This window comes from Flavobacterium ginsengiterrae (assembly GCF_039539785.1).
Taxonomy (GTDB): Bacteria; Bacteroidota; Bacteroidia; order Flavobacteriales; family Flavobacteriaceae; genus Flavobacterium; species Flavobacterium ginsengiterrae.
The window spans coordinates 51,046-69,280 of record NZ_BAABDU010000002.1 but is presented as its reverse complement, the minus strand read 5'-3'; the positions used below and the strand labels follow the sequence as shown (position 1 = coordinate 69,280).

Annotated in this window: 18 protein-coding genes; 10 read left to right on the top strand and 8 right to left on the bottom strand. The window is 32.4% G+C overall.

The annotated features are described in order from the left end of the window. Nucleotides 1–105: 105 nt before the first annotated feature. Nucleotides 106–2,223 carry a DNA helicase RecQ gene (recQ, locus tag ABD859_RS01005; RefSeq protein WP_345139010.1) on the top strand — a complete coding sequence of 706 codons (2,118 nt, stop codon included), beginning with the start codon at nucleotides 106–108 and terminating at the stop codon, nucleotides 2,221–2,223. A 92-nt stretch (nucleotides 2,224–2,315) separates the two neighbouring features. On the opposite strand, the gene ABD859_RS01000 is transcribed toward recQ, so the two are convergent. The 4 genes from ABD859_RS01000 to ABD859_RS00985 form a co-directional block, all read right to left on the bottom strand. Further along, the gene (locus tag ABD859_RS01000) at nucleotides 2,316–2,831 is read right to left on the bottom strand and encodes a DinB family protein (RefSeq protein WP_345139007.1); all 516 of its coding nucleotides are present in this window, start codon (nucleotides 2,829–2,831) and stop codon (nucleotides 2,316–2,318) included. 9 nt (nucleotides 2,832–2,840) lie between these two features. Further along, entirely contained in the window at nucleotides 2,841–5,426 is a 2,586-nt protein-coding gene (locus ABD859_RS00995) for a phosphoenolpyruvate carboxylase (RefSeq protein WP_345139004.1), read from the bottom strand. 95 nt (nucleotides 5,427–5,521) lie between these two features. Next, a complete protein-coding gene (locus ABD859_RS00990) occupies nucleotides 5,522–6,001 on the bottom strand; it encodes an Lrp/AsnC family transcriptional regulator (protein WP_008468989.1) in 480 nt (159 codons plus the stop codon). Between the two features lie 77 nt (nucleotides 6,002–6,078). Then, nucleotides 6,079–7,233 carry a M14 family metallopeptidase gene (locus ABD859_RS00985; protein WP_345139001.1) on the bottom strand — a complete coding sequence of 385 codons (1,155 nt, stop codon included), beginning with the start codon at nucleotides 7,231–7,233 and terminating at the stop codon, nucleotides 6,079–6,081. A gap of 312 nt (nucleotides 7,234–7,545) precedes the next feature. Between ABD859_RS00985 and ABD859_RS00980 the strand changes: the two genes are divergently transcribed. Then, nucleotides 7,546–8,013: a helix-turn-helix domain-containing protein gene (locus tag ABD859_RS00980; protein WP_345138998.1), complete on the top strand. Its 468-nt coding sequence runs from the start codon at nucleotides 7,546–7,548 to the stop codon at nucleotides 8,011–8,013. Between the two features lie 83 nt (nucleotides 8,014–8,096). On the opposite strand, the gene ABD859_RS00975 is transcribed toward ABD859_RS00980, so the two are convergent. Then, nucleotides 8,097–8,648 (bottom strand): 1-acyl-sn-glycerol-3-phosphate acyltransferase, encoded by a 552-nt coding sequence (locus ABD859_RS00975; RefSeq protein ID WP_345138994.1) that lies wholly within the window; start codon nucleotides 8,646–8,648, stop codon nucleotides 8,097–8,099. A gap of 67 nt (nucleotides 8,649–8,715) precedes the next feature. Between ABD859_RS00975 and ABD859_RS00970 the strand changes: the two genes are divergently transcribed. Genes ABD859_RS00970 through ABD859_RS00950 form a run of 5 tightly spaced genes read left to right on the top strand, consistent with a single transcriptional unit; the run spans nucleotide 8,716 to nucleotide 11,612 of the window. Continuing rightward, complete coding sequence (locus tag ABD859_RS00970; protein ID WP_345138991.1) at nucleotides 8,716–9,381, top strand: spermidine synthase; 666 nt, start codon at nucleotides 8,716–8,718, stop codon at nucleotides 9,379–9,381. A 12-nt stretch (nucleotides 9,382–9,393) separates the two neighbouring features. After that, complete coding sequence (locus tag ABD859_RS00965) at nucleotides 9,394–10,071, top strand: peptidoglycan DD-metalloendopeptidase family protein (protein WP_345138988.1); 678 nt, start codon at nucleotides 9,394–9,396, stop codon at nucleotides 10,069–10,071. 6 nt (nucleotides 10,072–10,077) lie between these two features. Next, nucleotides 10,078–10,554 (top strand): hypothetical protein, encoded by a 477-nt coding sequence (locus ABD859_RS00960; RefSeq protein WP_345139986.1) that lies wholly within the window; start codon nucleotides 10,078–10,080, stop codon nucleotides 10,552–10,554. Between the two features lie 11 nt (nucleotides 10,555–10,565). Beyond that, nucleotides 10,566–11,090, top strand: coding sequence for a hypothetical protein (locus ABD859_RS00955; RefSeq protein ID WP_345138985.1), 525 nt, complete (start codon nucleotides 10,566–10,568; stop codon nucleotides 11,088–11,090). Nucleotides 11,091–11,141: 51 nt separating this feature from the next. Then, entirely contained in the window at nucleotides 11,142–11,612 is a 471-nt protein-coding gene (locus ABD859_RS00950; RefSeq protein ID WP_345138982.1) for a nuclear transport factor 2 family protein, read from the top strand. A gap of 122 nt (nucleotides 11,613–11,734) precedes the next feature. Here the strand turns inward: ABD859_RS00950 and ABD859_RS00945 are convergent, their stop codons facing one another. Next, nucleotides 11,735–13,222 (bottom strand): aminotransferase class V-fold PLP-dependent enzyme, encoded by a 1,488-nt coding sequence (locus ABD859_RS00945; RefSeq protein ID WP_345138979.1) that lies wholly within the window; start codon nucleotides 13,220–13,222, stop codon nucleotides 11,735–11,737. A gap of 180 nt (nucleotides 13,223–13,402) precedes the next feature. Between ABD859_RS00945 and msrA the strand changes: the two genes are divergently transcribed. After that, a complete protein-coding gene (gene msrA, locus ABD859_RS00940) occupies nucleotides 13,403–13,936 on the top strand; it encodes a peptide-methionine (S)-S-oxide reductase MsrA (protein ID WP_345138976.1) in 534 nt (177 codons plus the stop codon). A 102-nt stretch (nucleotides 13,937–14,038) separates the two neighbouring features. Continuing rightward, entirely contained in the window at nucleotides 14,039–15,607 is a 1,569-nt protein-coding gene (locus ABD859_RS00935) for a protein adenylyltransferase SelO (RefSeq protein ID WP_345138973.1), read from the top strand. A 77-nt stretch (nucleotides 15,608–15,684) separates the two neighbouring features. Here the strand turns inward: ABD859_RS00935 and ABD859_RS00930 are convergent, their stop codons facing one another. Next, nucleotides 15,685–16,653, bottom strand: coding sequence for a YpdA family putative bacillithiol disulfide reductase (locus tag ABD859_RS00930; protein WP_345138970.1), 969 nt, complete (start codon nucleotides 16,651–16,653; stop codon nucleotides 15,685–15,687). Between the two features lies 1 nt (nucleotide 16,654). Beyond that, entirely contained in the window at nucleotides 16,655–17,131 is a 477-nt protein-coding gene (locus ABD859_RS00925) for a CYTH domain-containing protein (RefSeq protein WP_345138967.1), read from the bottom strand. A 195-nt stretch (nucleotides 17,132–17,326) separates the two neighbouring features. Here ABD859_RS00925 and ABD859_RS00920 point away from each other — a divergent pair, with 195 nt between their 5' ends. After that, nucleotides 17,327–18,235, top strand: coding sequence for an OmpA family protein (locus ABD859_RS00920; protein ID WP_345138965.1), 909 nt, complete (start codon nucleotides 17,327–17,329; stop codon nucleotides 18,233–18,235).

Here is an 18,235-nt window from a genome sequence, read left to right as displayed (position 1 = left end):
CCTTTTTTTTATCAAATTGGCATTGAAAATCATATTATAAAATTATAAGAAAAATACTATATTTATATTTTTAAACCATAATGCTAAAATATAAATATTCGCCGTATGAATTCAGAACTACTACACGCCAAACTAAAGGAGAATTTTGGATTTGAAAAATTCAGACCCAATCAGGAAACTATTATAACGAATGTTCTATCCGGACAGGATACGCTTGCCATTATGCCAACCGGAGGTGGTAAGTCGATCTGTTTTCAACTGCCTGCACTTGTGCTGCCGGGAATTACAATTGTAATCTCGCCGCTAATTGCGCTTATGAAAGATCAAGTCGACAGTTTAAAAACAAATGGAATTTCGGCATGTTATATAAATAGCAGTCAATCATCTGAAGAACAGCAGTTTTATATAGATAATTTAAGAACAAACACTTTCAAATTAGTATATATTGCTCCCGAAAGTTTATCTTATTTAGATACAATTTTCAATGAACTGACAATCAGTTTAATTGCTATTGATGAAGCACATTGTATTTCTTCCTGGGGTCATGACTTCCGGCCAGCTTATACAAATTTAGGATATCTCAAAAACCGCTTCCCTTCTACTCCGGTTCTCGCATTAACGGCAACCGCAGATAAAGCTACACGAGTTGATATAACAAAACAGCTTAATTTAAAGAACCCAAAAACTTTTGTAGCTTCTTTTGACAGAAAAAATTTAAGCCTTGAAGTTCGTCCCGCATTAGATCGTGTAAAACAAATTATAGATTTCGTTGAAAATAAACCCAATGAATCTGGCATCATTTATTGTTTAAGCAGAAAAACAACCGAAGAACTTGCTGAGAAATTATCAAAAAACGGAATTTCTGCAAAAGCTTATCACGCAGGTTTAGACAATACAACTCGTGCCAAAACTCAGGATGAATTTATAAATGATGACTGTCAGGTTGTATGTGCCACAATTGCATTTGGAATGGGAATTGACAAATCGAATGTACGCTGGGTAATTCATTACAATCTTCCTAAAAATATTGAAGGTTATTATCAGGAAATTGGGCGCGCCGGGCGTGACGGAATGCCGGCTGAAACTATTTTGTTTGAAAGTTATGCCGATGTTATTCAGCTTCAAAAATTCGCATCGGATGGATTAAATGCTGATGTGCAGCTTGCCAAACTAGATCGTATGAAACAATATGCCGATGCTGTAAGCTGCAGGAGAAAAATTCTGCTCTCGTATTTCGGTGAATTGGTAACAGAGAATTGCGGTAACTGCGATATTTGCAAAAATCCGCCAACTTTTTTCGATGGTACGATTCTCGCGCAAAAAGCGTTGTCGGCTATTACACGTTTACAGCAATCTGAGCCTTTAGCCGTAATTGTTGATTTTTTGCGCGGCTCGAGAAACGCATATATCTACGAAAAAAATTATCAAGAGCTAAAAACGTACGGAATTGGTGCCGATGTTTCATGGTACGACTGGAATCAATATTTAATTCAGCTTATAAATTTAGGATACTGCGAAATTGCTTTTCATCAGCATAATAAAATTTTACTGACTCCTTTTGCAAAAAAAGTTTTGTTTGAAGGAGAAAAGGTAAAACTGACGACTGTTGTGAAGAAAGTAATTGACAAAAACGAAGTAAAAGTAGAAAAAGCAAAAGCAGCTAAAAATTCTCTTTTTGAAACACTTCGAAAATTACGCTATGAAATTGCTAAGGAAGAAGAAGTTCCGGCTTATGTTATTTTCAGTGATGCATCATTACGTCAAATGGAAATTTTAAGACCAATGAGCGATGAGGAATTCCTTGCTGTAGAAGGAGTTGGAAAAGCAAAACTGGAAAAATATGGTGCCGATTTTATAAATGCCATTATTGAATTTCAAAGAAATAAATCAGTTGTTAAAAAAGAGAAAAAAGAAAGTACATACGCTAAAACCCTGGAATTATTTCAAAATGGATTTTCTGTAGAAGAAATTGCAGGAAAAAGAAATCTGGGAGAAACAACCATTATTTCTCATTTAGCAAAATTATATGTCGACGGCCATGATTTAGATTTAAGCCCGTTTGTTTCTGATTCAGAAATTGCTCAAATCGAAAAAGCACAAATTGAATTAGAAAATCCAAATGCCTTAAAACCGTATTTTGATTATTTTGAAGAAAAAATATCTTACGATAAAATTCGTTTTGCTTTAGCATCTATTGAGAGAAAGCATCAAAAAATTCAGTAATGGTAATTTCTCCTTTGAGTTGAAATGACAAAATCTAAAAACAAAAAATCCTGTGAAAAAACTTCACAGGATTTTTTTATAAAATTTTAAACTTACAAATATCTTTCTTTAAAAACTTTTTGATGATGCTTAGCATGACCAATGATTACAAAACCTAGGGCACGAGCCGAAATTGGATTGTTTGATGCCGTTCCAATTCTTTTAAGCTGTTCTTCAGATAAGCTTTTGTAAAACAATAAATTTGAATGTCTTACGGCAGAAAATTCAGTTAACAAATCCTGAATGCTTCTTTTATTAGAATCCGTATTATCTGCATAATCATTTTCTTCAAAACCAGGCAGAGACGTTTTATCATTTCTGGAAAATCTCAAAGCTCTGTAGGCAAAAATACGTTCAGTATCGATTACGTGCTGAATAATTTCTTTAATTGTCCACTTTCCTTCCGCATAACGATAATCAAATTTATCCATTGGAATATCCTGAACAAACCTGATAAATTCATGAAGCGAAATTTCTAATTCTTCAATTAAAATTCCATCACCGGCCTCTTTGATATATGTACCAAAATGACCTGAATATTCATTATCTAATAATTCTGCTGCTCTCATTTTTTTATATTAAGCTGAATTTCTACTTGCGTTTGTATTTCCGAAAAGAGATCTTGTTACAATTTTTTCATATACTTTGATAAGCTCTTCATTTGTAGAATTTTCTTTATTAAGCTCATTAATTCTCAATAAAGCATATTGTTGTATTGTTAACAATGGCAATACAATACGCTCTCTTATTTGAATTGAAGCTATACCATCAGGATAATTTTCCATCAGCGTTTTGTGACCAGCTATTTTCAATAAAAGACGTTTTGTTTCTGAAAACTCATCGTAAATAATCTGCCAGAATTCTCCAAATTCAGGATCATTTTTCATGTATGCTGTTAATGGTAAAAATGATTTTGCCAATGACATCATACTGTTTTCAAGCAGAGTTTTAAAGAATAATGAATTGTGGTACAAATCACTTACTTTATCCCATTGACCGCTTTCTTCAAAATGTTTCAATGCCGATCCTACTCCAAAGAAACCTGGAACGTTTTGTTTTAACTGACTCCAGGAACCCACAAAAGGAATAGCTCTTAAATCAGCAAAATCTAATGATTCTGATTTGCTTCTTTTTGAAGGACGGCTTCCAATGTTTGTTTTTGAGTAATATTTTAACGTACTCATTTTTTCCAAATACGGAATAAACTTTGGATGATTCTTAAAACTCAAATATTTTTCATAACCTAAATCAGCCAGCTGTGTTAAGATTTGAGTTTCTTCAGGAGATAATTCGTTTTTCTCCTTTCCAAATACCTGATTGGTTACACCAGCTGTCAATAAGTTTTCAATATTGTAACGGCAAGAATCCAAAGTTCCAAAATTAGAACTAATTGTTTGTCCCTGAACTGTTATTTGAATTTCTTTATTTTCAATTTTTGGACCTAAAGAAGCATAGAATTTATGAGTTTTCCCGCCACCACGTGCAGGAGGTCCGCCGCGTCCGTCAAAGAAAATAGCTTTAATTCCGTATTGTCTTGAAATTTCAGTCAACGAAATTTTTGCCTGATAAATACTCCAGTTGGCCATTAAATAACCACCGTCTTTAGTTCCGTCAGAGAAACCAAGCATAATCGTCTGCTCATTTCCTCTTGATTTTAAATGCTTCGCATATTCAGGATTCGTATACAACTGTTCCATAATCTGATGCGCATTTTGTAAATCATCAACAGATTCAAAAAGCGGAATAATATCAACCGTTGGATTCTCCCAATTATTTAAACGGATCATCGCAAAAGTTTCCATTACATTCAGTGCACTTTCGTTATTACTGATAATGTAACGGTTCGCTCCTTCTTCACCATTATTTTGCTGAATGGTTTTAATTGCCTGAACAGATTCTAAAGTCGATCTTGTAATTTCATTTTCAAAATCAGCAGGATTTAAATTTCCTTTTATTTTAGATAAAACAACGATTTTTTCATCTTCCGTTAAATCATAATAATTTTTAGGAAAAATATCCGAACCTGAGTTCAAATAATAATTTACAACATCTTTGAATACCACATTATGAATTTTGCTGTTCTGACGAATATCTAAAGTTGCAAAATGGAATCCAAATAAATTGATTTTTACCAATAGAGCTTCCAGTTCATCTAAATATAATGACTGATGTTTCTCGATAATAATCGTTCTGATTTTATTTAACTGCGTCAATAATTCATCTAAAGTAATGAAGATTTCGCCTTTAGAATAAAATACTGAACGATAAAGTTTATGTTCAAGATCAGCTACCAAAGTATCTACATCTGAGAAAGTTAACTTACGTTTTAAATTTCTCATTTCAACATAATAACACTTTAAAATTGAAGTTCTTAAACGATCTGCAACTTTTAAAGTAATCTCTGTTGTAACGAATGGATTTCCGTCGCGGTCACCTCCCGGCCAGAAACCAAGTTTTATTAATTGGTTTTGAATAGCATTTCCTTCAAGAATGTTTTTTTGAAGATAATGCACAATTTCTCCAGCAGTTGCGTAAAACACATTCTCAAGATACCAAATTAAACTTACCGCTTCATCGTAAGGATTTGGTTTTTCATGTTGTATAAAAGGTGTTTTTCCTAACTGAGCAAGTAATTGTTTAATCTGTAATAAATCATTTTGACGAATTGCTTCTGTCAAATCGTTTATAATTCCTAATACGGGACCAGGATAAAACTGAGTTGGGTGTGCTGTTAAAACGGTGCGTACATTGAAGTTTTCAATAAACTCAATTAACTCATCATCTTTTTCTTTTGCATCTGATTTTTCTTTAATGTCGCGTAAAGATCCGCGTCCTTCCATGTTGTTAACTTCCGGAAAAGCAGCATCTTCAATCGCATCAAACAATACAATCTGACGTTCTATATATTGAATAAATCGAAACATTAAATCGATTTTTTCTGTTTCTGAAGCATTGTTTAGAAACTTATTCGAAAAGAAATCAAAGATCTCTTTTGGTGTTTCTTGTTTTTTAAATCCCGTTTCGCAAGTTTCTGTAAATAAAGGCAGTAAAACTCCTGTATTATCTATAGAATCAAATGGTAATGTTATGAAAACACTATTGTATATGTGGTATTTCGAGAGAACGTCTTTGTTAAAACGTTCTATTTTCGGCAGCGTGTACATAAAATCCTATTATAGTTGTGGTTGGTTAATTAGTCATAAAAAAACCCCAAGAATAAACTTGAGGTATATTTTAATATAGCATTCAAGAAAAGTTCTTACATATTTTTGAAAATAGTATGCATCAAACGCTTCTTATCGTTAATACTTTCTTCTAATGAAATCATTGTTTCAGTTCTGTAAACACCATCGATGTCATCAATCATGAAAATAACTTCTTTTGCGTGTTTTGTATCTTTTGCTCTGATTTTACAAAAGATATTGAATTTTCCTGTCGTTACAGAAGCAACTGTTACGAATGGAATTTGATTGATACGCTCTAGTACAAATTTAGTTTGTGATGTATTGTTAAGGAAAACCCCAACATAAGCAATAAATGAATAGCCTAATTTATCGTAATCTAAGGCTAATGAAGACCCCATGATGATACCGGCATCCTCCATCTTCTTTACTCTAACGTGTACTGTACCAGCAGAAATCAATAGTTTTTTTGCAATGTCAGTAAACGGTACTCTCGTATTGTCTATTAACATGTCTAAAATCTGGTGATCTACTTCATCTAAACGAAATTTACTCATAATTCTTTAATTAATATTACTAATTGCTATTACAAAGTATAAAAATATATATAAAAAATAACAAATTCACATAAAAATTAACTTTTTATCAACCCGTTAACAAATTTAATGTTTTTATTTAAATAAAAATCTGCTTTTTGGTTCATTTTCGGAATATTAGAATAATCATCAGAATAAACAGCTCCTCTTCCATCGTATTCGTAATGACCAAAATAATTTTCCAATTCGCCTGCTTCTACTATATAAGCATTAAAATGAATCTTATTTTCAATCAATTCTTCTTTGTATTGTGCGACAAAATTCGTAATAATTTCGATACCATCATAATTTATTTTGATATTTTTATACATAAAATCATAAAAAACCACTTTATTTTGTGAAATATTCAAATAATCGGAATTTCTATTGACAACTAAATCGTTTTCGCTTATTAGCTTAAAGCTTGAAATTAGTGAGAAAAATATGTATTTTCGGGTGATTTCTCTATTGTAATCATTAGGGTAATGTCCTGCTTCAAATAAGATAGTCGGAACCCCTAAAAACTGAAAAGTATCTCCTATACAGTTTATATTAAACGAATCGTCAAATCTTCCCACTTGTCCGGGAATATATTTTTGTAATTCATCGTTAATTCCCGCAATTAAATTAATGGCTTTTTGTCGGTTTTCATTTACATCACGTTCTTCATTATAAGAAGGAGCCAAAAAAGAAACCGTTGCAGGCTTTCCTGTATCGCCCGCACCAAAAATTGTACGCTGATCGTGCAGGTTAAAGCAAAAATCCGGCTTAAATGTTTCAAAAACCTCTCGTAAAACATTACTTTCAGGCTGAGTCAGGTTTTGAGAATCACGATTTAAATCTACTTTGTTAGCATTTTCACGTGTATAAAGTCTTGCACCGTCAGGATTTAAAATAGGAATAGCATAAAAAGTAAATGTATTAAGCATTTTTTCGGCAAAATCAGATTTGCTGTTTAATACATTAATAAAGTCAAAAAGGGCTTTAGTGGTTGTACTTTCGTTACCATGCATTTGAGACCACAAATAAATTTTGGTTTTTCCGGTTCCAAATTCATAACTATATATAGGTTCTCCTAAAACAGATTTTCCAATTACCTTTACCTGATTATTGGTATTTAGATTATCTAATAAAGGAGTAATATGATCTAAAGTTAAATATCTTCCTTGGATTGACTGCTCTTTGTGCTGGTTAAATAATTCTTCTAAATTCATTGTGTTTTGATTAGTTTACAAAAGTAAACATCTTTATTTTTACAATTGTAAACAAGAAAAAATTAGCAAAATTTAGAAATGTAAACAATTTTTTAGACTGATTTTAAAGTTTAAAACAAAACGCAGTTAACAATTGTCATTACTTTAAGTAAAAAACATCATATAATTGTATTTCAATTAGTTATATTTGTTTATATAAAGTAATAGTAATGGTATTTAATACCTTTTTTAATCATTTACAGTTGTAAAATTGTATTATACAATCTTTTTAATTACATTTGTAAACAAGTTAAATCATAACAATAATTTACAATGGTAAACATCGATGATTTTGTAAAAAGGCTGGAAATTATACTCGATTATTACGGACTAAATGCTTCTTCTTTTGCTGATAAAATTGGTGTACAGCGCTCCAGTATGTCTCACCTTTTGTCTGGCAGAAACAAACCAAGTCTTGATTTTGTCATGAAAATTTTAGATGTTTTTCCGGAAGTTGACTTGTATTGGATTTTAATTGGGAAAGGCAATTTTCCTAAATCAGAAAACGAAACTTTAGAATTTGAGCCAAAATCTGATTTAAAAACAGAAGACTCCCCTGCTTCATTCAATCAAAATTATTCTGGAGTTGATTTATTTTCGCAGTTAAATTATGAAGAAGAAAAACCTGTGATTAAAAATTCCATCGAAACCAAAAAGCAAAATATAACTTTTGAAGAAGACGAAATTGAGAAAATAGTAATTTTCTATAAAAACGGAACTTTTAAGGCATACAAACCTTAAGCCGAAATTTTCGCATATTTGAGACTTAGTCCAGAAAATTTTCAAATACGCGATTCTCACGCGTTTGAAAAAATCCTCATTTTTTAGACTTGAATACCGTTTTCAGGAATTTTTCCTAAAACTCCTTTATAATGCTGCTTCAATACTTCCCAGTCAGCGTCGTAATTTCCGGTTGGGTAAAACGGTTTTCCTAAATTAACTTCTTTCTTACCCCAGTCAAAAGCAACAGGAACTATTGGTACATTCGCTTTAAGCGCTATATAATAAAAACCAGTTTTAATTTCTGTTACACCTTTTCTGGTTCCTTCGGGAGCAACAGCAAGGCGAAAAACTTCTTTACGATCAAAAATTGCAGCAATAGAATCTACTTTATTTAACCCGCCCGTTCGGTCAAGCGGTTCACCTCCTACGTTTCTAAAATAATAACCAAACGGAAAACGAAATAATTCCTTCTTTCCTACCCAATTCATCTGCAAACCAGAGATGCCTCGAGTAAATAATCCAATATAAAAATCGTGATTACTGGTATGAGGCATAACCATCAATATACATTTTTTCACTTCAGCATTCTCCATTCCCACTATTTTCCAGCCCATTAGCTTAAAAAAGATGAATTTGTATAATCGTTTCTTCATTAAAATTTGATATTTCTTGCAAAATAAAAGATTTAAAATGGTATTTTTGAGTAAAAGCATTACAAAAATGATTCAAAAGTTAGTCAGTTATCTATATCCGGTTAAAATCTTCAAAAAAAAATCAGCCCGCAGTAAAGTCATCGAAGTTACCTGGGCAAACGGAGAGCTGGTTTTAGATTCTGAAAATACAAATTACTCTTACGGCAGCCTGCAGCGTATATTAAGATACGGACTTAGAAATATTGGTTATGATAAAGTTCTGGAAATGGATCATATTCTGGTGTTAGGTGTCGCGGGCGGAAGCGTTATAAAGACTCTTGTCGACGAAATAAAATATAACGGTAAAATTACAGGTGTAGAAATTGACACTGATATGATTCAGATTGCAAATCAATATTTTGGGCTTAATGAAATTAAACAGCTTGAAATTGTTATAGATGATGCTTTTGAATTTGTTTTAAAAACAAAAGACAAATACGATTTAATAATTATTGATATTTTTGAAGATACCAATATGCCAAACTTTTTGTTTGAAAAGTTTTTTAGCGAACGTATTTGTTTTCTGTTAAAAGATCACGGATTTATTTTATTTAATACCATGATCTTAGATGAAGCTCATAATGTACGCAACAGAAAATATATCTCTGAAATAAATCCTAAATTATTTACTTCAAAAATGCTGCCCCGCATAGAAGTTCATAATGAATTAATTATAATCGAAAAGCAGTCTTAAATTTTACACTTTATGAAATCCCTTGAATCTATATTAAAAGCTTTGCCACCTACTAAAATCATTGATGCTTCTATCGATTTTTCAAAATACCTTCCTTTGGATTTATCTGTAACCAATACAGATTTAGTCGAAAGTAAGCCTGAAACTTCAGAAGATTTTGAACGTTTTATTTTTGGATATTTAGCAGATAATAATGCTAAAGTTGCTTATGGTGGTTATATAGAAGGAAGAAATTTATATAAAAGAAGTACTATTTTTAAAAACGATTCTGTTCCGGAAAGAAACATTCATATTGGTCTGGATTTATGGGCAAAAGCCGGAACTCCGGTTTTAGCACCGCTTGACGGAAAAGTGCATAGTTTTCAAAACAATAAAGGCTTAGGCGATTATGGCCCAACTATAATATTAGAGCACGAAGCCGAAACTGAAAAATTTTATACTTTATACGGACATTTGTCGTTAGAAAGTATAGAAAACCTTACCGTTGGGACAATTTTCAAAAAAGGAGATCAAATTGCATCCTTAGGAAATTCAACTGTTAACGGCGATTACGCACCTCATGTCCACTTTCAGATTATAAAAAACATGGAAGATAAATGGGGCGATTATCCCGGAGTCTGCAACACAAATGATTTGAATTTCTATATCGAAAATTGTCCCGACCCTAACTTATTATTAAAAATAACTTAAATGATTATGAAGAAAGCGGGATTGATTATATGTTTGCTATTATTAATTGGATGTAAATCGAAAACTGTAAGCCGAGATACTGAAGATTTAAAAATTAAGAAAGTTTCTAATGCCGAAATCAGCTCTGAGCAGCAGCGAAAAGCGTATGAATTAGGAAAACGAGTTTTAGAAACCTGTAACACATCAAAGTTTAAACCTTTTAATGAAACTGAAGTCACACAATCTGTACGTGAAAACACGACCGAAGAACGATTGACTAAAACCTGTACAAGATTTAGACAATACTACGGAAGTTTTATTGATTTGAAATTAGACGGTGTTTATAAAACTAAAAATGAAGTAATTTACCGCTACCATGCTTTGTATACTAAAAAGGTAGCCAATAAAGAACTTAGAGTTTTTGTAAACGAAGAAAATTTAATATCAGCCATTAAATCAATGGATTGGGATGAAAAGTTTGATGCAAAATTAGCCGAACAATAAAGTTAAAATATATGAAATTAAAAATGCCACTGCTTTTATTACTGTTTATTTCAACCTTTGTAAATGCACAGCAAACGATGAGTGTAAAAGGTTCTCAGCCATTTCCGGCCACACAGGATTATACATTTATCTGCGAAAAATATGCTTTTACGGGCGAAACCAATATTCAAATTGCAAAAACAGATAAAGGTGGCATTTTAAAAATCACAATTGCAACATCAAATGATAAAGCAAGAATTGCCGGCGGACTTTATGTAGATCTGGCTAATGCGGATGTTATTGCCTGTGTAGATAAAAACATAAAAGAATCTGCAGATGGAAAAACAACTTCTTACTATTATTTTACTCCTGCTGAATTTGCAAAATTGAAAAAAACTGACATCTACGCTGTCCGATTTATCTTAAACGGCGGAACTAATACTTTTGGAACACAAACGGGTTATTTTACAACTTACAACAAAAAGAATTATTTTTCAACCGCTTACGATAATTCAAAAAAGAGTTACGATACGGCAAAAGAAATTAGTGTTTTATAAATAAAATATTTTATAAAATAAGCCTTATATTTATGTTTTAATTTCAAATTTATGAGTCCAAACGAAGCTTTAATAACAAAATTCTATACTGCCTTTTCTAATTCTGATGCTAAAACAATGGCTGAATGTTATCATCCAAAAGTTCATTTTATTGATCCGGCTTTTGGTTTATTAAAAGAAGAACAGGTTTCTAAAATGTGGGAAATGCTTTTATCAAGAAGCAAAGGAAATATTAAAATTGAATTCTTTGATGTTAAAGCAGATGAATCTACAGGATCTGCAAAATGGGTTGCTGTTTATAATTTCAGCAAGACAAACCGTGAGGTTATAAATCGCATTTCGGCAGAATTTGTTTTTCAGGACGGCTTAATTATTAAGCATACCGATAGCTTTGATGTCTGGAAATGGTCAAAGCAAGCTTTTGGAACCATGGGATACTTATTAGGATGGACAGGTTTCTTTCATAAAAAAATCCAGCAGCAGGCTCTGCAGTCTCTTAAAAAATTTCAGGAAAAGAATTAATTTAGAATTAGAAAATATTCTATAAAAAAACAAACCCGACAGATTTAAAACCTGTCGGGTTTATTTTTTTTAGAGCCTTCGATTTTGCTCAGGCTCAACGAAGTCGAAGATGTTTCAAGCTATTAAGATTTGAACCAGCTTTCTACCAATTCATCTTCAAATGAAGCTGCATTTTTATGAATAAATTCGTTTGTGTTTTTATTATACGAATAATCTAAAGCCCATGTTTTGTGGTTTTTAGCTAATTCTTTAATGCTTTCGCAAACAAAAGCAATTTCTTCGTTAGTTGTAGTTGGATGAATTGACATTCTAATCCATCCCGGTTTTTTAATCAAATCCCCAATCGTGATTTCATTCACCAGTTTATTAGAAGTTTCCTGATCTACGTGCAGTAAATAGTGACCGTAAGTTCCGGCACAGCTGCAACCGCCTCGAGTCTGGATTCCAAATCTGTCGTTTAATAATTTTACACCTAAATTAAAATGAAGATCATCTATAAAAAAGGAAACAACTCCTAAACGATTTTTATGCTGTCCTGCTAAAATTTTAATATTTTCTACAGGCTCTAATTCATTAAAAACAAAATCAACAATTTCATGCTCACGCTCTAAAATGTTTTCAATTCCCATTTCTTCTTTAAGCTCAATTGCAAGAGCGGTTTTAATAACCTGAAGAAATCCCGGAGTACCACCATCTTCGCGATCCTCAATATTATCAATATATTTATGTTCGCCCCACGGATTTGTCCAGCTTACAGTTCCTCCGCCCGGACAATCAGGAATCATATTGTTGTATAATTTTTTATTAAAAATCAAAACACCAGAAGTTCCGGGTCCACCCAGAAATTTATGCGGCGAAAAGAAAATTGCGTCAAGTGATGCTTCAGGATCAGCAGGATGCATATCAATATCAACATAAGGGCCAGAGCATGCAAAATCTACAAAACAAACTCCATTATATTTATGCATTAATTTTGCTGCTTCATGAAAAGGTGTTTGTAAACCTGTAACATTCGAACAAGAAGTAATCGAAGCAATTTTTATAGTTCTGTCACTGTATTTTTGTAATAACAGTTCTAAATTATCTAAACAAAATAAACCTTTTTCGCAAGATGGAATTATTTCAACATCGGCAATGGTTTCCAGCCACGAAGTCTGATTAGAATGATGCTCCATGTGCGAAATAAAAACAATAGGTTTCTTTTCGGCAGGAACAGTCGTAAAATTTTTAAGATTTTCTGGAATTTTTATACCTAAAATACGCTGGAATTTATTAATAACTCCGGTCATTCCTGTTCCATCAGTAATTAAAACATCATCTTCGTTTGCATTCGTATGACGCTTAATAATATGTCTGGCATGATGATATGCTTTTGTCATGGCAGTACCTGACACCGTTGTTTCGGTATGTGTGTTGGCAACAAAAGGTCCAAAATGATTGAGAAGTTTCTCTTCAATGGGTCTGTAAAGTCTTCCGCTGGCAGTCCAGTCTGTATAAACAATATTCTTTTTGCCAAAAGGTGACATAAATTCCTGATCTATGCCAACAATATGCTTCCTAAAATCCTGAAAATAAGTTTCAAGGCTCATGGTATTATTTTTGGTATTCATTAGTTGTGCCTGTGTTTGACTGCAAATATATTGCTTTTTTATATAATTGAGGATTTATCAATAACAAACTTCAAAAACTGAATAAACTTTTAGTATTTTTAGTCAAACGGAAGTTTTTTAGATAAATTATCACAATATTCTATCGGATTAATAGGGCATGTAAACTTAACGATCACATTTATGGGAAATTTATCAACTGCTACTTTTGGCGGAGGATGTTTTTGGTGTATAGAAGCTGTAATTCAGCGCTTAAAAGGAATTGAAACAATAAAATCCGGTTTTTCAGATGGTTTTATAAAAAATCCGGCATATCGTGAGGTGTGTACAGGTAGAACAGGACATGCAGAAGTTATTCAGGTTACCTTTAATTCTGACATAATTTCATATCATGATTTGCTAACCGTTTTTATGACAAGCCACGACCCTACAACTTTAAACCGTCAGGGCGGCGACAGCGGCACGCAATATCGTTCGATTATTTTATATCATGATCAAAATCAAAAAGAAATTGCAGAACAGGTTTTTAAAGAAGTTCAGCCACTTTATGCTGATCCAATTGTAACACAGCTACAAGCTTTTCAAGTTTTCTATGAAGCCGAAGAAGATCATCAAAACTATTATAACAACAATCAGGAAGCCAGATATTGTGAGGTTGTAATTGATCCAAAAATTCAAAAACTTAAAAAAATGTATGCTGATAAATTAGTAAACTGATTTTTTTTCTGCCACAGATTACATGAATTAAAAGGATTTTGATTTTGTTGTAATAATTATTAAAATCCTTGAAATCTATGGCTAAACAATAAAAAACTAAAAATGAAAAATTTAAAAATAAATAATCGATTTACAGCAGAACTTCCTGCAGATCCGGAATTAACGAATGAAATCCGCCAGGTTAAGAATACCTTGTTTTCGTATGTAAATCCAACAAAACCATCAAACCCGAAATTAATTCATGCTTCTGAAGAAGTGGCAGCATTAGTTGGGATTTCCAAAGATGAAATACAATCAGAAGAATTTTTGAATGTATTTTCAGGAAAAGAAATTCTCGATCAAACCCAGCCTTATGCGATGTGTTATGCAGGACATCAGTTTGGAAATTGGGCAGGACAATTAGGTGATGGCCGCGCCATAAATTTAACAGAAGTAGAAAATAATAAACAGCGTTTTACACTTCAGTTAAAAGGTGCCGGAAAAACTCCTTATTCACGAACTGCTGATGGTTTAGCTGTTTTGAGATCATCTATAAGAGAATATTTATGTGCCGAAGCCATGCATTATTTGGGTGTTCCCACTACCCGATCACTTTCTCTAATTCTTTCCGGTGATCAGGTTTTACGAGATATTTTGTACAACGGAAATCCTGCTTACGAAAAAGGAGCTGTTGTGTGTCGTGTTGCACCTTCATTTATTCGTTTTGGAAGTTTTGAAATGCTGGCTGCCAGAAATGAACTGAAAAATCTGAAACAGTTTGTAGAATATAATATCAAACATTATTTTCCTGAAATTACAGGAGAACCTAAAGAACAATATTTACAGTTTTTTCAAAAAATTGCCGATTCAACACGCGAAATGATTTTACACTGGCAGCGAGTAGGTTTTGTTCATGGTGTTATGAATACAGATAACATGTCTGTACATGGAATTACGATTGATTACGGACCTTACGGGTGGCTGGAAAATTACGATCCAAACTGGACTCCAAATACTACAGACAGTCAAAACAGAAGATATCGTTTTGGAAACCAGCCTCAGGTTGCGCATTGGAATTTATATCAATTGGCAAACGCAATTTATCCTTTAATTAACGAAACAGAACAACTGGAAAAAATATTAGAATCTTTTATGGATAATTTTATTTCAGATTATAAAATTATGTTTTTAAGTAAATTAGGCATATTTACTTCAACTGAAACTGACAATGATTTAATTGACAATCTGGAAGCTGTTTTACAATTAGCGGAAACCGATATGACGATATTTTTCAGAAATTTAAGTACCGTAAAAAAATCAGATTCCGCAGATGAAGCTGTCAAAAAAATAGAATTTGCATTTTATAAAATAGAAGAGTTTTCAGGAGAAATTTTAGAAGCCTGGAAAAAATGGTTCACGGTTTATCTTGAAAGATTAAGCGTAGAAGAATTATCGGATGAAGAACGTTCAGAAAAAATGAATGCAATTAATCCCAAATATGTTCTTCGAAACTATATGGCACAATTGGCTATAGATGCTGCCGATAAGGATGATTATTCGCTAATAAATGAGTTTTATACTTTATTGCAAAAACCTTATGACGAACAGCCGGAATATGAAAAATGGTTTGCAAAACGACCAGATTGGGCAAGATCTAAAGTTGGCTGCTCAATGCTTTCCTGCAGTTCTTAAGTTTTTGCCGCGAATTCATGAATTTTAATTTTCTAAAATGACAAAAAGATTAATTCGTGAATTCGCGGCTAAAAAAATTACTTTGAAGCAATATAATCCACAATCATATTGGCGTGGATTCTTGAGTTTTCGATAAACCACTTATGCGTCTGCATTCCTCCGCATACAACACCTGCCAAAAATAAACCTTCAACATTTGTTTCCATAGTTTCAGGATTGTAAACCGGAATTTTTAATTCATCATCAGAAAGCTGAATACCAATGCTTTCAAGAAATTTTAAATCAGGTTTGTATCCCGTTAATGCCAGAACAAAATCATTTTCTATAGTAACTTTTCCGTTTGGCGTTTCAATTTCAACTTCATTATCCCGAATTTCGGTCATATTCGATTCAAAATATGCTTTGATACTTCCTTCAGCAATTCGGTTTTCAACATCGGGTTTAACCCAATATTTTACACGGTTGTTTATTTCGTTTTTGCGAATTACCATGGTTACGTTAGCGCCTTTTCTCCAACATTCAAGAGCAGCATCTACAGACGAATTATTTGCACCTACGACCAAAACATTTCTAAATGCATATTCGTGAGCTTCTTTATAATAATGGCGCACTTTTGGTAATTCCTCGCCTTTTACATTCATTAGAATAGGAATATCATAAAATCCGGTTGCAATAACTACATTTTTAGACTGGTACAAGTTTTTATCTGTAGAAACCACAAATAGAGAATCTGTTGTTTTTTTAATTTCGGTTACTTTTTCAAATAGATTTATGTTGAAATTAAAATAACGATGAATGTTTCTATAGTATTCCAAAGCTTCCTGACGACCCGGTTTTGGTGCCAAACAGTTAAACGGAATATCGCCTATTTCCAGTCTTTCGGCTGTTGAAAAAAAAGTCATATATAACGGATAATTGAAAATACTATTTACAATTGCCCCTTTTTCTATAATCAGGTAGTTTAAATTCTTTTTTTGAGCTTCTATTGCACAGGCCAGTCCAATTGGTCCGCCTCCCACAATTATTAAATCATATTGTGTTGTCATATTATTCTTTTTCCCAATTCTTAAAAGGATTCTGGCTCAAATAAGCATTGTAGTATCTTTTATCGTTTGTTACTTCTTCTCCAAGCCATTCTGGTTTTTCAAAACTTTCAGTTTCAGACTGAAGTTCAATTTCAGCCATTATTAAACCTTCATTTTCTCCATAAAATTCATCAACTTCATAAATATGGTTTCCTGATTTAATTTCGTAACGTGTTTTTTCAATTTTACCTTTTTCGCATAATTTCAGCAGTTCAGCAGCTTCATCCAGCGGAATTTGATTTTCCCATTCAAAACGCGTCATACCACCCTGATGTCCAATCCCTTTTATAGTTAAATAGGCTTTTTCTCCTTTAATTCTTACGCGCACTGTTCTTTCGGGAACTGAACTCAAATACCCTTGTGCAATTTTATTTTTTGCAAATGCCTGTTCTTTAAAATCATCAGATTTTACAAGAAATTTTCGTTCTATTTCGAGCATTTTAATTCTAAATTTATTTTACTGCAAGTTACTTAATTTAATTCAGTCATGAAATTGGGTTTTTAAAAATCTAAACTTTCATGTTCATTTTAACTTAAACCTTAACTGGTATGAAATGAAACCAATTTAACTGATTATTAATATGTTGAGTATTTGTATTTTGCCTAAATTTGATAGAATCTTAATTTATTTACTATGTCTAAAAAAGCACTTTATTTGTTAGGCATTGCTCTTACCATAATTTTAGGTACATTTTTGTACATAAAGTTTTGCTGCAATTGCGGTGTAACTGAACCGAAGGCTGCTGAAAAGGCACCGCCAGCGGTAATTAAGACCAATAATTTTGTCCCTTTTGTACTGAATGGTTCTGGATTTGAATATCAGACTAATGATAATTTCAAATTCTTGAAAAATAATACCGCCATAATTCAGCCTGTAAGCGACTCAATTATAATTGGAATTGAAAATCTTAAATCGTATCTGATTTCAAATCCAAAGCAAAAAGTAACCATTACGGGTTATGCGCTATCTGATGAAACAAACACTTCAAAATTTGAAAATCTTGGTCTTGCAAGAGCAGACGATGTTAAAAATTATTTCGTTTCTAAAGGTCTCACAGCTTCGCAGTTTGATACTAAAGGAGAAATTGTAAACAGTTGGAAAATAGATGCCGATACTTTAATTGGACCTGTTGAATATAAATTTGAAACTATCGATACTTCTTCTGTCGGAAGCGATAACTGGACAGCATTAAAAGATAAAATTAATGCCAATCCTTTAACACTTCATTTTAATACCAATAAATCTAATTTTGATTTTAATTCTGATGAAAAGGAGAAAGTGTCAGATATTTCAAAATATTTAGAGAATGTAAAAGATGCTTCGGTCTTAATTATTGGACACAGTGATAATGTTGGAAACCGGGAATCGAATATAATTCTGGCGCAAAAACGTGCTGATTTTGCTAAAAACTATTTAATAAAAAATGGCATAGAAAATTCAAGAATTGCAACAGAGTCTAAAGGACCCGATGAACCTGCCGGCGATAATACAACGGCTGAAGGAAAAGCCAGTAATCGAAGAGTTGTAATTACAATTAAATAA